Annotated in this window: 19 protein-coding genes; 7 read left to right on the forward strand and 12 right to left on the reverse strand. The window is 66.2% G+C overall.

Features of this window, described 5'->3' with window-relative positions:
- Positions 1-181 precede the first annotated feature (181 nt).
- Positions 182-868, reverse strand: coding sequence for a hypothetical protein (locus tag NQJ30_RS10715; protein WP_255769898.1), 687 nt, complete (start codon positions 866-868; stop codon positions 182-184).
- A gap of 200 nt (positions 869-1068) precedes the next feature.
- Here NQJ30_RS10715 and NQJ30_RS10720 point away from each other — a divergent pair, with 200 nt between their 5' ends.
- The 4 genes from NQJ30_RS10720 to NQJ30_RS10735 all read left to right on the forward strand — a co-directional run bounded on the left by NQJ30_RS10720 (position 1069) and on the right by NQJ30_RS10735 (position 4345).
- A complete protein-coding gene (locus tag NQJ30_RS10720) occupies positions 1069-2088 on the forward strand; it encodes a hypothetical protein (RefSeq protein WP_255769899.1) in 1020 nt (339 codons plus the stop codon).
- Positions 2088-2519, forward strand: a complete 432-nt coding sequence (locus NQJ30_RS10725; RefSeq protein ID WP_255769900.1) for a phage holin family protein — start codon at positions 2088-2090, stop codon at positions 2517-2519. The genes NQJ30_RS10720 and NQJ30_RS10725 overlap by 1 nt, the downstream gene beginning before the upstream one ends.
- Complete coding sequence (locus tag NQJ30_RS10730; RefSeq protein ID WP_255769901.1) at positions 2516-3124, forward strand: DUF3618 domain-containing protein; 609 nt, start codon at positions 2516-2518, stop codon at positions 3122-3124. The genes NQJ30_RS10725 and NQJ30_RS10730 overlap by 4 nt, the downstream gene beginning before the upstream one ends.
- A 93-nt stretch (positions 3125-3217) precedes the next feature.
- Entirely contained in the window at positions 3218-4345 is a 1128-nt protein-coding gene (locus NQJ30_RS10735) for a YihY/virulence factor BrkB family protein (RefSeq protein ID WP_255769902.1), read from the forward strand.
- 161 nt (positions 4346-4506) lie between these two features.
- Here NQJ30_RS10735 and NQJ30_RS10740 read toward each other — a convergent pair whose 3' ends face one another.
- From NQJ30_RS10740 to NQJ30_RS10760, 5 genes are read right to left on the reverse strand one after another with little or no spacing between them, the layout of a single operon-like run.
- Positions 4507-5250, reverse strand: coding sequence for a glycosyltransferase (locus tag NQJ30_RS10740; RefSeq protein WP_255769903.1), 744 nt, complete (start codon positions 5248-5250; stop codon positions 4507-4509).
- Between the two features lies 1 nt (position 5251).
- Positions 5252-6685, reverse strand: coding sequence for a PIG-L family deacetylase (locus NQJ30_RS10745; protein ID WP_255769904.1), 1434 nt, complete (start codon positions 6683-6685; stop codon positions 5252-5254).
- Positions 6679-7752 carry an acyl-CoA dehydrogenase family protein gene (locus NQJ30_RS10750; RefSeq protein WP_374113247.1) on the reverse strand — a complete coding sequence of 358 codons (1074 nt, stop codon included), beginning with the start codon at positions 7750-7752 and terminating at the stop codon, positions 6679-6681. Before NQJ30_RS10750 ends, NQJ30_RS10745 begins: the two co-directional genes overlap by 7 nt.
- Before the next feature lie 19 nt (positions 7753-7771).
- Complete coding sequence (locus NQJ30_RS10755; protein ID WP_255769905.1) at positions 7772-8449, reverse strand: O-methyltransferase; 678 nt, start codon at positions 8447-8449, stop codon at positions 7772-7774.
- A gap of 46 nt (positions 8450-8495) precedes the next feature.
- Entirely contained in the window at positions 8496-8819 is a 324-nt protein-coding gene (locus tag NQJ30_RS10760) for a thiamine-binding protein (RefSeq protein WP_255769906.1), read from the reverse strand.
- A gap of 121 nt (positions 8820-8940) precedes the next feature.
- Between NQJ30_RS10760 and NQJ30_RS10765 the strand changes: the two genes are divergently transcribed.
- Positions 8941-9570 (forward strand): TetR/AcrR family transcriptional regulator, encoded by a 630-nt coding sequence (locus NQJ30_RS10765; RefSeq protein ID WP_255769907.1) that lies wholly within the window; start codon positions 8941-8943, stop codon positions 9568-9570.
- A 129-nt stretch (positions 9571-9699) separates the two neighbouring features.
- Positions 9700-9918 carry a hypothetical protein gene (locus NQJ30_RS10770; protein ID WP_255769908.1) on the forward strand — a complete coding sequence of 73 codons (219 nt, stop codon included), beginning with the start codon at positions 9700-9702 and terminating at the stop codon, positions 9916-9918.
- A gap of 17 nt (positions 9919-9935) precedes the next feature.
- On the opposite strand, the gene NQJ30_RS10775 is transcribed toward NQJ30_RS10770, so the two are convergent.
- From NQJ30_RS10775 to NQJ30_RS10800, 6 genes are all read right to left on the reverse strand, one after another.
- Positions 9936-10208, reverse strand: coding sequence for a hypothetical protein (locus tag NQJ30_RS10775; protein WP_255769909.1), 273 nt, complete (start codon positions 10206-10208; stop codon positions 9936-9938).
- Between the two features lie 58 nt (positions 10209-10266).
- The gene (locus NQJ30_RS10780; protein ID WP_255769910.1) at positions 10267-10521 is read right to left on the reverse strand and encodes a hypothetical protein; all 255 of its coding nucleotides are present in this window, start codon (positions 10519-10521) and stop codon (positions 10267-10269) included.
- Between the two features lie 93 nt (positions 10522-10614).
- On the reverse strand, positions 10615-10926 hold the full coding sequence (locus NQJ30_RS10785) for an AzlD domain-containing protein (protein WP_255769911.1): 312 nt from the start codon (positions 10924-10926) through the stop codon (positions 10615-10617).
- Positions 10923-11666, reverse strand: a complete 744-nt coding sequence (locus NQJ30_RS10790) for an AzlC family ABC transporter permease (RefSeq protein WP_255769925.1) — start codon at positions 11664-11666, stop codon at positions 10923-10925. The genes NQJ30_RS10785 and NQJ30_RS10790 overlap by 4 nt, the downstream gene beginning before the upstream one ends.
- A complete protein-coding gene (locus NQJ30_RS10795; RefSeq protein ID WP_255769912.1) occupies positions 11663-12184 on the reverse strand; it encodes a DoxX family protein in 522 nt (173 codons plus the stop codon). Before NQJ30_RS10795 ends, NQJ30_RS10790 begins: the two co-directional genes overlap by 4 nt.
- Before the next feature lie 87 nt (positions 12185-12271).
- Positions 12272-13177: a glycerophosphodiester phosphodiesterase gene (locus NQJ30_RS10800; protein WP_255769913.1), complete on the reverse strand. Its 906-nt coding sequence runs from the start codon at positions 13175-13177 to the stop codon at positions 12272-12274.
- A gap of 50 nt (positions 13178-13227) precedes the next feature.
- On the opposite strand from NQJ30_RS10800, the gene NQJ30_RS10805 reads away from it, so the two are divergent.
- Positions 13228-14545, forward strand: a 1318-nt coding sequence (locus NQJ30_RS10805; protein ID WP_255769914.1) for a DUF445 domain-containing protein, incomplete at its 3' end; no start/stop codon positions are given.

The raw sequence follows: 14545 nt of genomic DNA on the forward strand, positions 1-14545 counted from the left end.
CCGGCATTGTCAGCGTCCTCCGGGTGTTGGTCCGAAAGCCTGTGGCAAGACTTAGAAGTAGGAAATCATAAGCCTGCTTATTAAACAATGCCCCGAGGGCAGTTGGCGGACCGTGCCCGCCAACTGCCCTCGGATGTACTGCTGCGTAGGTTCCGGGGAATTCGGGAGCTTAGGTCCGAGCTTAGATTCCCGGGCGCGGCGTGTCGCCATCGGTACGGTCGCGGCGACGCCGAAGGTCCTCGGCCTGGAGTCGCTCGGCACCTTCCGCCCGCTGCGCCTCCGGGACATCTCCCATGGGCGGCTCAGCCTGCCTGGCATCGCTCGCGGCAACCCCGAGCGCCTCCCTGCGGTCATCCGGATAGGCGTCCGAGCGGCCGGCCGCGTACGCTTCCCGATCGGCGGCGTCGCGGCCCATAGGTTCACGACCCATGCCCTCACGGCTTACGGTGTCCCGGGTCAGGTCCTCCCGGCTCATAGCGTCGCGGGCCATCGGCTCCCGGCCCCCGACTGCATCGTCATCCGTGCGAACGTCAGGGTCAATTTCGTTGGCCTTTTCGGTGTGCCTGACCACATCTTCGCGGAGGGAGCGCGCGTCAACGGATTTCTGCTCGGCCTCCTGCTTCAGCCGCGCGGCCTGAACCTGGGCCTGCTCCGCGTCGGCACGGGCGCGGCTCGCCCGAGCCTCTTTCTCGCGCGCCTCCAGCTCCACATCCTCAGCCTTACGGCGCATTTCAGCTGCCTTTTCGCGGTTCGCCTCGTCACGCTTCTGCTCCATGGCACGGCGTCGACGGCCCGTCACCAGGAACACAACGAGAAGGACCACCACAATAACGACAACGACAATCCAAACCCAGGGTGCGATATCCAAGCTACCCACCTCTTTCCATTTGCTTCGGCCGGGCCCACCCGGCACACTGGCCGGCATCTCGGACCCGCTGATCAGGTCACTCGTTTGAAAATAAAAAGCAAGGGTACTTATCTTTTGTTAGTAACCATGCTTACTATTTTACGGCCAGCATGGCTGGTTCTTGCTCAGCAACCGGCCTTCTTTGGAAAGAGAGAGCGAAGATGACAGAGAACCAATGGCCCGAGGACCCTACTTTTACGGCTTCTCCGGGTCCTTCCGGATCCACAGCAGAATCCAGCTTCACCGCGGAACGCGGTGCCAGCACATTCCCTCCAGCCGCCACCAACGGCGGAGTCTCGAGCCCGCCGGCACCTTCCGCACCTCCCACCGGTGACGGCCTTGGCGAGTCCCGCACGGATACCGTCAAGGGCGAGGCAGCAGACGTCGCCCGGACCGCAGCCGATTCAGCCCAGAGCGTGGCTGAAACCGCCAAGACGGAAGCCGCAAATGTCGCGTCCGAGGCGAAAGCCAACGCGAAGGACCTCCTGTACCAGGCACGTCGCGACCTCACGGATCAGGCCGGTGCCCAGCAGCAGAAGGTCGCCACCGGCCTGCGGTCAGTTTCCGATGAGCTGCACGCGATGGCCCGGGCATCGGACCAGCCCGGGGTGGCCACGGACCTTGTCCGCCAGGCGGCAGAGCGATCCTCCGCCGTGGCCGCTTGGCTGGACAACCGCGACCCCGGATCACTCCTGAACGAAGTCAAGAGCTTTGCAAGGCAGCGTCCCGGAACTTTCCTGCTCCTTGCCGCCGGCGCCGGCGTCCTCGCGGGACGGCTCACCCGCAGCCTCAGTGCCGGTGCGCCCGAGTCAGCCAAGGGCTACGCGGATACCGGCTACACCGGAACAGGCGGCCAGCACGCAGCGGGCCCGGGCGGCTACCCGCCGTCGGACGGCGCCTACACACCGCCGGCCGGCGGCACCATCCAGCCGCCTCCGGTCCAACTGCCCGGGCCGGCCACCACCGCTGCGGGGTTCGACGGTGGCGCTCCTGGAAGCAGCTACGGTGAGCCTTCCCGCCCCGCCAGCCCGTTGGACAGCCCACAGCTCGCAGAGGAACCGTGGTCAGATGACCCCTTCGCCAGCGATCCGCTGCAGGAACGGGCGCTCGCCGACGATCCCCTGGCCACGGACCCCCTGACCCGGGACCGTTCCGCGGACGGTCAGAATGGCAGGCTGTGATGAGCAGCCAGATTCCGGAGCCTCCTCCCACGGCGGCACACGTTAAGGCGGACAACACTTCGCTGGGTGATCTGCTCGGTGAGGTCACCCGCGACCTGTCCACGCTGATGCGTCAGGAAGTGGAGCTCGCGAAGGCCGAGCTGAAGGAGTCCGCGTCCAAGACCGGCAAAGGCGGCGGCATGCTGGCCGGCGCCGGCGTCGCCGGGCACTTCGTCCTGCTGTTCCTCTCGATCGCTCTTTGGTACGCCTTGGGCGAGCTGATTGGGTTGGGCTGGTCCGCCATCGTCGTCGCCGTGGTCTGGGCCATCATCGCCGCGGTCCTGGCCTCCGCAGGTCGGAAGGAACTCAAAACGGTTAAGGGCATGCCCCAGACCAGCCAAACACTCTCAGAAATCCCCCCAACACTGAAACCCGGTGAGGTAAAAAGATGAGCGAGAACCCGGACGCAATCCGTTCAGACATTGAAGCAACCCGCGCCCGCCTGGGCACCAACGTGGACGCCGTGGCCGACAAAGTCAGCCCGTCCAACATCGTCCACCGCCAAACCGGCAAAGTCCGCGACGCCGTATTCGGCGTGAAGGAGAAAGTCATGGGAACAGCAGACGACCTCACCACGCGCGCCCACACCGGCGTCCACGCCCGCACCGATCATGCCGGAAACGCCCTCCACGACGCGGGCGAGGCCATCAGCGACGCCCCGCAGCAGGTCAAGGCCAAAACCCAGGGCAATCCCATGGCTGCAGGCCTGATCGCATTCGGCGCCGGCATGCTCCTCTCCGCCCTGATCCCCGCCAGCGAAAAGGAACGCGAGGCAGCGGATGCTCTCAAAACCGCCGCCGAGCCCATGACTACCGAACTGACCGAGGCCGCGAAAGACATGGCCCAAGGACTCAAAGAACCAGCCCGCGAAGCCATGGAAAACGTCAAGCTTACGGCCACCGATGCTGCCCAAAACGTCAAAGCCGAAGGCCAACTGGCCGCTGCCGATGTCAAAGACCGCGCCACCGATGCCAAGGAGAACGTCCAGAACACGTGACGGGTACGGAAATCCGCGCGCAGCATGACAGTCAGGCCGGTCTTCCTTTTCGGGAGGGCCGGCCTGTCCATTACCTACCTGAGAGGACTCATCATGGCCGCTCACGATTCGTCCGAAACCAGCACCGCCAAGGCCGGTCAGGCTCCCGCGCCCGACGACGACAGGAAACCCAAGAGCCCCACGGACGTCACTAAACCGTCCTGGAAGTACATCGCAAAAAAGACCCTTCGGGAATTCTCGAAGGATCAGTGCCCGGACCTCGCGGCGGCACTCACCTACTACTCAGTGCTTTCGATCTTCCCGGCCCTATTGGCGCTGGTGTCCCTGCTCGGGATCTTCGGGGACCCGCAAAAGACCATCTCGGCACTGCTCGACATCGTCCAGGGATTCGCCCCCGGCCAGACCGTTGACACGATCCGTCCAGTGGTCGAGGACCTGGCCAACTCCGCGGCCGCCGGCCTCACCTTCATCCTGGGCCTCCTCACCGCACTCTGGTCCGCTTCCGGCTACGTCGGAGCCTTCGGCCGGGCAATGAACAGGGTCTACGAGGTCGATGAGGGCCGGCCGTTCGTGAAGCTGCGGGGCACGATGCTCGGCGTGACGGTCGTGAACTTGCTGATCGTCGTCGTCATCGCAGCGATGCTCGTGCTGAGCGGCCCTGTGGCAGAATCCGTCGGAAACCTCATCGGGCTCGGCGGCGCCTTCCTGTCCGTCTGGAACATCGTCAAGTGGCCGGTGATGCTGGTCCTGATCATCGCGGCAATCGCCATCCTCTACTACGCCACCCCCAACGTAAAGCAGCCGAAGTTCCGCTGGATGAGCATGGGCTCGGCCATCGCCCTGGTGGTGTTCCTGGTGGCCTCGCTGGCCTTCGGCTTCTACATTTCATACTCCAACAGCTACAACAAGACTTACGGCGCAATCGGCGGCGTGATCATCGCCCTGCTGTGGCTGTGGATCCTAAACATGTCCCTGCTTTTCGGAGCCGAGTTCGACGCCGAAACGGAGCGCGGACGGCAACTCCAGGCCGGGATTGAGGCCGAGGAGACCCTCCAGTTGCCGCCGCGGGATACGAAAAAGAGCGAGAAGTTGCAGCAGCAGGAGGAGGAAGACATCCGGCACGGCCGGGAGCTGCGTGAAAAATACCGCGCGGAGAGCGGACAGGAAGAAACGGGGTATCGTGCAGCGGCCGGGACTAGGCAGGACCCACAAGATGGGTGAAAATTGTGTTGTAGATCCTTCTGAGTTTCCCGGGCCGTCAGCGGCCCGGGGTTAAGCGGGGTCGGCGGCGAGGTGGCCTCTTCTGAGACCGAGGCCAGTCCCCCCAGTCGTCGTCGGCCCCCTGGATTTCCTCAAACAAGCGCCGCTTGCCTTTGGATTGATCAGTTGTTCAGCGCCGCGGGTTCCCGGGCGAGTGACAGCAGGTAGGTGCCGAACCCCTGCGGCGCCCGGGCTTCGGTCCGTCCTGAAGTCCGCACGCGGATGGTATCCGTCGGCCACAGTGCGGCACCGTTTTTACGGAGCCGGTCCACCAGCATCCGGTCCTCGTGGGAACGAAGACGAGGAAAGCCTCCGGCGAGCGCGTAAGCGGAAGCCCGCACCCCCAGGTTGGCGCCGTGCACGTGGGCATGGTCCTCCCCCAAGCGGTGCCGGGCATGCCAGCGCCGCAGCAGCTCGCTTTCTGTCCCTGCCGGGTCAGGTTCCACTGTTCCCAGGACAGCATCCGCCCCCCAGTCGGCCAGTTCCACCTGGCGCAACAGCCAGTGCCCGGGAACAGAGGAATCGGCGTCCGTGTTGGCCAGCCAGAGTTGCGGCGAAGCGTACGGGAGGCCCTGCCCGTAGCTCGCCAGCAGGGCGGCCCGGTTGCCTGCGCGCCGACTTCCCCCGACGCTGCGGAACGTTACCTGCAAAGAACTGATGCGCCTGTCCTCCGCGGCCATTTGGGCTGTGACTGCCGCGGAACCATCGATACAGCTGTCCAGCGCGACGAGAATGGACGCACCTACGTCCGGCCGATGCGACTGCAGGACGTCGGCTGCCTCGCGGACGGCAGCGAGCGCGCCTGATAGCAGCTGTTCTTCGTTGTGGACCGGAATCACCACGGCTACCTGCCTGATGCGCTCCATCTCAGGCGCCCAACAGGGCGGGACCGCCGGGCGCCACCAGCGTTTCCAGCACAAAATCGCGCTCCTGGTACAACCCGGCCGTGGGCCACCGCAACAGGCTGCGGGCAATCGCGTGCACGGAGTCGCCGTCGAGCTCCCATCCTGAAATCGGGTGCCGCCAATGGCACAGCAGCAGCGTGCCGCCGGGGGCCATGGATGACCGGATCTGCTCCAGCAGCTGATCAAGCTCCGGCGGCGCGAGGTAGTACCCCACTTCGGAGACGACCACGAGGTCGTAGCGGCCTTCGGGCCATTCACCCGGCAGGGTCATCTGCCGGGTGGCGACGCCGGGAAAGGGCGCAAGTCGCTCGGCGGCGAGTTTCAGGGCGGTGCTGCTGGCGTCAATGGCCAGCAGGCTGGCACACCTGCCGGCAAGCTCTGCGGTCAGGGTTCCGATGGAGCAGCCGATTTCGAGGCCCGACCCGTACTTTTCCTGTGGCAGGGCGGCGAGCGTCAGGTTGCGCTTGCGGCGCTCGTACCAACGGGTGGTGTACCGCCAGGGGTCACCGGACTCCGAGTGCACCGCATCAAAAATCCGTTGCGCCTCCACGCTCGTGTGCGGCGGCGGGACCGACTCCGCACCGGCGGCGCTTGCCGGGACGGCATGGCTCCAGGCAAACGTTTCAAAACGGCGCTGGAAGTGTTTCAGGAAACCTTCGCCAAGCAGCGCCTCGTCGCCGGCCAGGGCAGACAAGGGATTCGTCTGGCTGGCATGGGCGCCCATGGCGGCTGACTTGCTTGCCTGCTGTTCAGGGCCGAGGGGAAGCCGCGCCCACGAGCGCCATACAGTGTCTTCCGGGGAGGCCCACAGCCAGTACCAGACGGGATATTCCAGTAGGGCGTGGCCATCTTCCAGTGCCACTTGAGCGGCGGCCTTGCCGGCCGCCTCGTGGTCCGGGTGGCCGTCAGCACGGTAAGGCGCCACAATCACAAGCTCCTGCGGCTGCCCCGAAGCTCCGGATTCTCCGGGCTGACCGGCGGGCCTCCGGATAGCTGCCCTCAGCTGCGCGGAAATCTCTGCTGTCCGTTCGCTGAGGCCGCCGTCAGACAGCCCCAGGAATCGCCAGCGCCCGGCCAGCCCCAGAATTTCCATCGCGGAGCCGAATTCCTCTGTCCGCACGGCTGCCAACTGTTCCGGGGTCGTCGTGGTGGAGTCAGGGTGCGAGCGCTCGCCCGCAGTGCAGAGCAGCACGTCGACGTCGGCGCCCAGGGAATGCAGAAGTGACAGGAGGCCGCCGGCGCCCAGGGTTTCATCATCCGGGTGGGCCGCCAGCACCACAAACCGCATGCTGCTCAATTCCCGCGGCCCCAATGGCAGCTCAGCCAAGGCTGGCAGACCGCTTGCAGCCCAGTCCTTTTCGTCCGTTCCGGGGTCCGTGTGCGAGAAGTTCACCACGGGTCCTCCCCGGCGAGCGTCAGCTTTCCGAGCTGGGCATCGTCCCGCAGGAAGTGGTGCTGGCGGACGTACAGCGCCAGGTCAGCCATGCGCTTGGCATAAGGCTCGTCGAACGCCAGCGGGCCTGGTCCCCGGTTCGTGCTGACCAAAGAAAGAACACGCTCGACGGCGGCGGCTGCAGTTCCGCGCACGCGCAACGCTTCGCTCCATGCGCTGAGCCCGGCCTCCCGGGTGCGGCCCCCGCCATCGATCCGCTCAGCCACGCGGCCCATGTACTGGAGGGCGGCCGTCAGGATCCGGTCCGTCTCCCCGAGTGCAGCCAGCGCGATCTGGTCAGCTTCCCGGCCTGTCACGGCAGCGGCCCGCAAGGATTCCCGGTAGTCCCTGGCAACAGCCACCGCCCCGCCCAACCAGCAGGCTGCCACCCCCATGCCGCCCCAGGCAAAACCAGGGCGGCTGAAATACCAGTCGTCCCCGCCGACAGGAGCTGCCGGCACCCGGTTGAACTTGACTGTGCCGCTGGGAATTTCCCGCAGGCCGCGCGCCACCCACACGGGCACCTCACACGTCACGCCGGGGTGCCGGAGATCCACGGCAAAGGCGGCCCGTCCTCCGGTTTCGGTATGCGCAGTGATGATGGCCCGGTCCAGGAGCGGCGCCAGCGAGCACCACGGTTTGGCGCCGTCCAGCACGATGCCGCCGCCGTCGGCCTTTGCTTCCAGACGCGTCCCTGGCCCCTCGGCCGCGAAAACGCCCCACAGGCCGCCCCGCTCGCCGGGCGGATGGCCGGCCTGGTCCAGAATGGCCTGCGCGTCCAGGTGGGGCTCGAAAACGCGGGCCGCGGCGACATCCACGCCGGCCACCGACGCGAGCAGCTCCCACAGTCGGCCGGTTTCGCCCTGCCCCGGCTTCGGCCAGTTTCTTCCCGCGTCGCCGGCCAGGGCCAGCAGCGCCGGGACGTCCCCGGCAGCAGACCCTACGGCATCCAACAGGGCGCCGAGTGGGGCAAGGTCTGATCCGGCCGAAACCAACCGCACGAGCCTGGGAATTCTGCGCTCCTCAGTCACTTCCAGGCCTTTCCGCCCGTCACCGGACCCGGGCCAGGGCAAACCCGTCCCAGCCCTTGGAGCCGACGGTCTGGATCACAGTGGCGTCTAGCTCCGGGTGTTGTCCGAGCAGTTCCAGTGCGCTGATGATCCCGGGCGCGTTGACCTCATCCATGGAGGGTTCCAGGACCGCCCCTTCCCACACTGCGTTATCGAGGACCACCACGGTTCCGGGCCGGCCCAGGCGGACAGCCCAGTCGAGGTAATCAGCGTCGTGTTCCTTATCCGCGTCAATGAACACAAGATCGAAGGGCTCCTGGCCCTCGGACTGCAGTGCTGCCAAGGTGTCCAGCGCTGCGCCCACCCTGATGTCAACCTTGTGGCCCAGCCCGGCCGCCTCGATGTTGGCCCTGGCGATACCCGCGTGCTTGGCGAGGTATTCGCACGTCACCAGATGACCGCCGTCGGGCAGTCCCCGTGCCATCCAGATGCTGCTGAACCCGGCGAGCGTGCCGATCTCCAGCACCCGCCGGGCGCCCGAAATCTGGACAAGAAGCTGGAGGAACTTGCCGGCATTGGGGCTTACCTCAATGGGCGGCATCCCGGCTTCGACGGCCGAACTGACGGCCCGCTGCAGCGCGTCGTCGGGGTGCACCACAGTTGCCGTCAGGAATTCTTCCACAGCCACCCACCCGGGCTGGGTCTTGTGCTCAAACATGGCCACAGTCTGGCATGCGGCCACGCAGTGGTCTAGGAGCAGTGGTCTAGGAACCGCCCGAAATGGCCTTCTCGAGGCGTTCCACCTTGGCCTTGAGCTCACCCGTGTATCCGGGACGGATATCGGCTTTGATGACCAGGGAGACCCGGCTGCCGAACTGCCCCACGGCTTCGGTGGCGCGCTTGACGACGTCGAACACTTCGTCCCATTCGCCCTCGATGGTGGTAAACATCGAGTCCGTCTGATGAGGCAGCCCGGATTCCCGAACGATCTTCACCGCGGCAGCGACGGCGTCGTGGACTGAAGCGTCGGCGGGGCGGGCTCCCCCGGCGGGCATACCGGACGGGGCAACTGAAAATGCAAGCAACATAGGGCAAGTGTGTCATGCGACCGGCTGCGGGAACGGGTCAGGGGAAGGCCAAGGATCGTCACATAACCGGCTACCCTCCGGTAACCACGTTCGTGGCCTGCGGCGTTGCTAACCTGATCGAATGAGCATTGCTGTCGTCCGCAAGCCACTACGCGCAGACGCTGCCCGGAACGTGGACAAGATCATCCTGGCCGCGCGCCAGTGCTTCCGCGAGCATGGCCCGGATGTTCCCCTGCAGACCATCGCTGCTACCGCGGGAGTGGGGCCTGCCACCCTGTTCCGGAACTTCGCCGACAAAGAGGAACTGGTCCTGGCCGCCCTCAACCGCCAGCTGCGGGAGACTGTGGACCCGGTCATGGTCGAGGCGCTGGCGGGCATGGACGCCGCGGCGGGGCTGCTCCGCGTCATCGAGGCGATTATGGCCGCCGCGAGCACCGACGCCAATCTGCTCGGCGCAGTTGCCGGGCGCCGCGAACTCCTCACGGGGATCACGGGATCCCTGATGGAATCCATCGGTGTCCTGCTGGTCAGGGGACAGGGACAAGGGACCCTGCGTTCCGATATTTCCATGACGGACATGTTCCGCTTGCTCGCCATGCTGATCGGCGTGGTGGACACCATGGAACCCGGTTCCGATGCCTGGCGCCGTCCGGTGGCGCTCATCGAGGACGCCATCCGCACCGAACGGACCGGGCGCCCCCTGCCTGCCTTCGTCCCGCTGCCTGCGCCGCAGGTACAGGGGCACAGGTAGTCCATGGCATTGTGCGTCCCGACCCGGTGGCCTAAACTCGAGTTGGGTTACGCAGCCAGCCTCTGAACCACCAGAGGAGACAAAAATGAACCATACTCTTGGCATTCCACCGGAACTCGTGAGGCTGCCATGAATCATTCGAAGCTTTCCCAAGTCATCAACGATCCGCGCGGACCGGAAGAAGTCCTTCCCACGCTGCCCGCGGAAGATCTCGCCAATCTGCTGGACGCCTTGTACCAGAACCTCGATACGCCTGCACCTGATCTTGGTGCGCAGGAGTGGTACGAACTCGCCGTCGAAGAATGTGCCCGGCGCACAGCTGCCCCCGGGGATGAGCAGACCGCCTAAGGCTACTGCCAAGGGATTCAGCCCGGCATCGCTCCCGGGGGTGTATCCCCGTCCGTCTGAAGCGCACCGCGTTCCTCATCACCGTGGTGGTGGGGAACGTGTTCCCTGGCCTCCCGCAGGTGCTGCTGCAGCTTCTCCTCGGCGTCACGCCGCCGCCGGGAGGTGTCCCGCATTTCCCTGGTGGCTTCGGACCCGCTCGCGTCATAGGTGGGGCGGGACTTCGATTCCGAGTCCCTGGGATCGGCTCCGACTTCGGCGTCCGCTCCCTGGTGTTCCGCCTGTTCGGTCATGGCCTGGCTCCTCTCCGGCCGCAACTGCCAAGTCGCAGCTAAACCTCGTCGGGGGGCTTTAGTCGTCCGACGGCGCTCCCCTGTTGTTGAGCTCGGCCCGGACCGCAGCATGCAGCGCGGCCATGCCTGGCTCCTGAGTGACGTCCATGGCCAGTCTTATGCGTTCCGAGAGGATGTCAAGGTCCTCAGGCGGCAAGTCGGAGAGGGACCTGAACCGGGTGAAGAAGCGCTTGACGGGCAGGCCGGCGCGCCATCCGGCGGCGTTGGGGTGACGGGGCGGGCCGGGTCTGGCCCGGGCTACGTGCAGGTTCATTTCCATGGTCGGTGCTCTCGTGGGAATCCATGGCCAACTGCATAGCCAGATTCATGCTACAGCCGTTGTGCCGCACACCACTAGGTTTTGCACTCAGTTCCAGCCAATTAACCGCAGGAGGGCAGCGGTGGCAGCGCCGATGATGACCACGAGGAGGAACGGCGCGCGGAAAGCCAACGCAACTGCCGCAGCGCCGAGGGCTCCCAGCCTGGCGTCAGCGGTCAGCGTTTGCCCGGACGCCACGGTATTGACGATGGTCAGGGAGGCGAGCAGGCCGATGGTCATGGTCCCTGCCACCCGGGACATTCGCGGGTTTTCCAGGAGCTTCGCCGGGACCAGGTAACCCATCAGCTTCCATGCGTAGGCGAGGACGCACGCCAACAGCAGCCAGAACCACAGATTCATGAGCCTGCCTCACGGATGCCGCCGTGGCCGTGATGCTCCTGGTACGGATCAACGTCCGGTTCGAGGCCTTCATCGCTGCGTCCGTGGCTGAACCAGCCGATCACGGCGGCCACCAGGGCCGCGATGAGGATGGGCACGCCGGCGGGAACGAAGGGCACGGCGAGGACGGTGGCCAATGCACACGCCACGGCGATCGCGGCAGGCTCGAATCCCTTGAGCCGGGGCCACAGGAGGGCGAGGAAAGCGGCAACCGCTGCACCGTCCAGGCCCCACTGCTTGGGGTCTCCCAGGCCGCTGCCGGCGAGGGCCCCGACCGCGGTAAACAGGTTCCAGAGCACGTAGATGCCAATCCCCGCGGTCCAGAATCCGCGCCTCTGCTCCGCGGGGTCGGTCTGCCCGGTGCTGGTGGCTGTCGACTCGTCAATGGTGACTTGGGCGGCAAGAAATCGCCGCCATCCCCTCGGGTGCAGGAGGGCATTCAGTTGCATCCCGTAGATGCCGTTCCGCATGCCCAGAAGCGTGGCTGCGCTCATCGCCGCAACGCCGGACCCGCCGCCGGACACCACGCCAATGAACGCAAACTGGGAACCACCGCTGAATAGCAGCAGGCTCAGGGCCATGGTCTGCCAGAAATCGAGGCCGGATGTGACGGACAGGGCACCGAAGGAAATCCCGTAGAGTCCGGTGGCGATGCTGATGGACACGCCCACCCGGACGGCAGGCGACGCGAGGATCTTCACTGTTTCGGCCGGCCGGGGGCTGTCCGCAGGCTCCAGGCCCACAGGATGAGCGGGAGCTGAACAGGAAGCCTGACGGTGTGTGCCGTGCGCTGCGACGGCGAGCCCGCGGGGCCGTACGCGCGGCGGAGGGCATCCACGTGGCCGGCCAGGAACACCGTGAACATTCCGGCAACTGCGGTGGCCGCCACCCGGCGCGTGGCCGGGATCAGGAGTACGACGGCGGCACCCGCCTCGAGCAGGCCGCTCACCGCAATCCACTCCGCGCGGGTCATGACCGCCCAAGGGCGCCCGCCGCCGTCGGAAGTTGCGTCCGTTCCTACAGCGCCGCCAGCGCTGCCCGCGCCGGCGCCAGGCGCCTCACCGGTGCTGTCCGGAGCGTCGCGGCAGAGGTAGTCCGGGACCATTTGGGCGAAGAAGCGCGGCTGGCGGAAATGTTTCATGGCGCTGGCCAGCAGCAGCGTGCTCATGGCGGCCGCGGAGAGGGTTTGGACGGTCTGACGGGACCAGCGAAATGACATGGTTCCACTCAATCACAGCGGAACGTCCGCCGCTAAACGGGACGTTAGCGGCTAAAACAGCGCGCACGCCGGGGTACCGGCCGCCCTTCAGGAACGCAGGGCCTGGGGGCTGCTCGATTGGAGTTGTGCCAGCACCCGGGCCGGTTTGTTGGTGGTGACCTCGTGGATGCCCAGCCCCTGGCACAGGGCCACATCGCGTTCGGTGTCCACGGTCCAGACGCGGAAGCGGCGGCCGGATTCCAGCCAGCGCTGGACGGTGCGGGCATGTTCGCGGATGTAGATGATTCCAGGCCCCGCGAGCCCCACCTCGCAGTCGTCCAGGATTCTCTCGCCTTCCAGCTGGGCGGCCTTCATCACGTTGGCGACGGCGGCGCCCGCGATGGTGCCCAGGCTCAGCTCGTCCCGGATTTCGTCGACGTCGATGTCATCCACCAGCTGGCAGATGTGCTCGGCCGGAACCTTCTTCAGCAGGTGCTTCACCGAATCCGGGCTGAAGCTCATGAAGGAGATGCTGATGTTGTCCACGGTGGAGGTCGCGCCGTCCCACCCTTCAGCCCGGAGCACTTCGAGCACCCGGTCCTCCAGTTTCAGCTGGTAGGGGCTCGGGTGTTTCAGTTCTATGGCAAGTCCCATCGGCCGACCCGCGCCGCGGAGGATGTCCAGGAGTTCGGGCAGCGTCAGGAACTGCTCTGATCGGGCGCCGTACTTTTCGGGGATCCGGACGCCTTTCCACGACGAAAAATCCAGCTGCCGCAGGTCGGCCAGGGTGCGGTCCGCCACCGGCCCGGTCCCGTCCGAGGTGCGGTCCAGGTTGGCATCATGGAGCAGGATGACGTGCTGGTCGCGGGTGAGGTGGACGTCGCACTCCACCCCGTCCGCGCCGTCGGCGATGGCCTGCAGGTAAGCGGCGCGGGTGTGTTCAGCAAAGGCAGCGCTGGCGCCGCGGTGAGCATAAACCAGTGGCCGGTCCGGCACAGACTCATCGAATGTCATGAGGACACGCTAGCGGACCGGGGCAGGGCACACGGGACTAGGCTGGGCACATGCAGGTGAACTCTGAGCCAACTACCCGGCAGGCCCCGCCGCAACCGACAGTCCCCGTGCCGCCCGGACGGAAGGCGGGGGCCGCCGTCGTCGGTCAGCAACCCAGTGCCGGCGACGCCGAAAAGGCGGCAGCGCTGCGGAAGATGAAAATGCTGGCGCTGGCACTCCTCCTTGCCATGGCCGTCATTTTTGTGTTCGCCTTCGCCCTGCAGAAGGACTACCCGTGGCTGCAGTACGTCCGCGCCGCGGCGGAGGGCGGCATGGTGGGCGCGCTGGCCGACTGGTTCGCCGTGACCGCGCTGTTTAAGTACCCCATGGGCATCAAGATCCCGCACACCGCCATTATCCCGCGCCGCAAGGACCAGATCGGGGCGTCGCTGGGCGAGTTCGTGGAAACCAACTTCCTTTCCGAGGAGGTTGTCCAGGAGAAGCTCGCGTCGGTGGACGTGGCTCGGAAGGCGGGTGCGTGGCTGTCCGGCCCCGGCGGCGCCGAGCGGGTAGCCAAGGAGGGTGCCGCCGTCATCCGCGGTGCCTTCAAGGTACTGAACGACGACGACGTCCAGGCCGTTATCGAGTCGATGGTCCGCAAGCACCTGCTCGCGCCGCCGTGGGGGCCTCCCGTGGGCAGGCTCGCCGCCCGGATCTTCGCCGACGGCCACCACCACACCCTGGTGGACCTGCTGGTGGACCGGACGGTGGACTGGGTCCGGGACAACCATGAAACCGTGAGCAGGCTGGTCTCTGACCGGTCGCCGCAGTGGGTCCCGCAGTTCGTGGACGGGCTCGTGGGCGACAAGGTGTACCTGGAAATCCTCAAGTTCACCAAGGCCGTGCAGGCCGATCCGCAGCACCAGGTCCGGCAGTCCATTGACACCTACCTCACCTCGCTCGCGCAGGACCTGCAGCACGATCCGGTGATGATCGCCCGGGCCGAAGGCATCAAGGCACAAGTGCTGGGCGATCCGGAGGTCCGCGAACTGGCGTCCCGCACCTGGGGCACCATCAAGGCGGCGCTGCTCGGCGCCGTCGACGATCCCCACAGCGAGCTGACCATCAAGTTCAAGGCCGCCGTGCACGACTTCGGCACCCGACTGGTGGTTGATCCGGAGCTGGCCGGCAAGGTCAACGCGTGGATCGGCGACGCAGCCGGGTACCTGGTGCGGACGTACCGCTCGGACATCGCCGGCGTCATCACCGATACCGTGGCGCGGTGGGACGCCGAGGAAACTTCCCAGAAGATCGAACTCCAGGTGGGCAAGGACCTGCAGTTCATCCGGATCAACGGCACCGTGGTGGGCTCCCTGGCCGGGCTGGCCA

Source organism: Pseudarthrobacter sulfonivorans (assembly GCF_024391045.1).
GTDB classification, from domain to species: Bacteria; Actinomycetota; Actinomycetes; order Actinomycetales; family Micrococcaceae; genus Arthrobacter; species Arthrobacter sulfonivorans_B.